Genomic DNA, 1163 nt, shown 5'->3' on the forward strand with positions numbered 1-1163 from the left:
GCCACCTTGTATCTGCACGAGAGAGATTTCGTGGGATTGAAGCGGTTGAGCCAAGGTCCGGGCGGCCGCCCGGACCTTGGCTTGGTGAAGTCGCCCGTACCACCTGAGGTTACAGCCGCGGGAGAGCTTGGGATCTTCGCCTTCGTCACGCACGACCGAACAGTCGCTTGGTTCCAACCGTACGCACAAGGCAGGTTACCGTGAACAAGATCATTTGTGGAGTTGATGTTTCTAAGGATTGGCTGGACGCGCATCTGTGGCCCGGCGGGGCAGCAGAGCGCTTCGCCAACGACGCGACGGGGATTGCAGCTCTTTGGCTGTTCTGCCGCAGCCATGGCGCAGACCACGCGGTGATGGAGGCGTCGGGCGGCTATGAGCGGCTGGGCTTCATGCTTTTGTGGGCGCACGGCATGCCGTGCGCCCTGGTCAATGCCAGAAGCGTACGCCGCTTCGCCGAGGCGATGGGCTATCTGGAGAAGACCGACCGGATCGACGCTGCCGTCATCGCCCATTATAGCGCAGTCAAGAAGACGGTCCCGACGCCACCGCCCAGCACGACCCAGTAGCGCCTTGCTGCGCTGGTTGGGCGGCTTTGCCAGGTTGTCGGCGATGCGACTGTCAACAAGCAGCGCAGAAGTGCCGCACGCGATGCCGAGACATGCGCCAGCATCGAGGCCATGCTGGCCTTCCTCAAGCGCGAGGAGCGGCGCCTGGAAGGCGAGATCGCCTCGATGATCGACGACGATCCGCTGTGGGCCAAGCTGGGGCAGGCCTTCCGTTCGCTCAAGGGTGTGGCCGGCCGCACCGTCGCTCGCCTGATGGCCGAACTGCCCGAGATCGGCCTCATCTCCAACAAGGCCATCGCCAAGCTGGCAGGCCTCGCCCCAATCGCCAACGACAGTGGCAGGCGCACCGGCAACAGGCATGTGCGTGGCGGACGCACCGGGCCGCGGGGTATCCTCTTCATCGTCGCGGCCATCGTGGCCAAGTTCGATCTCCATCTCAAAGCTTTCGCTCAACGGTTGCAACAGGCGGGAAAACCCAAAATGCTCATCCGCATCGCGCTAGCCAGAAAACTGCTCGTCATTCTCAATGCAAAAGCACGCGACGCGCGAGCCGAGTTCGCCAATGCAACTTGACACCCCAGATAGTCGCTCTCCCCC

Annotated in this window: 1 pseudogene; it reads left to right on the forward strand. The window is 63.0% G+C overall.

What is annotated here, in order from left to right:
- The first annotated feature begins 200 nt into the window (after window positions 1-200).
- Window positions 201-1139 (forward strand): annotated as a pseudogene (locus AC1DVW_RS29660) (IS110 family RNA-guided transposase).
- The last annotated feature ends 24 nt before the right edge of the window (window positions 1140-1163 follow it).

It is taken from the genome of Mesorhizobium sp. P3_B5 (genome assembly GCF_056402815.1).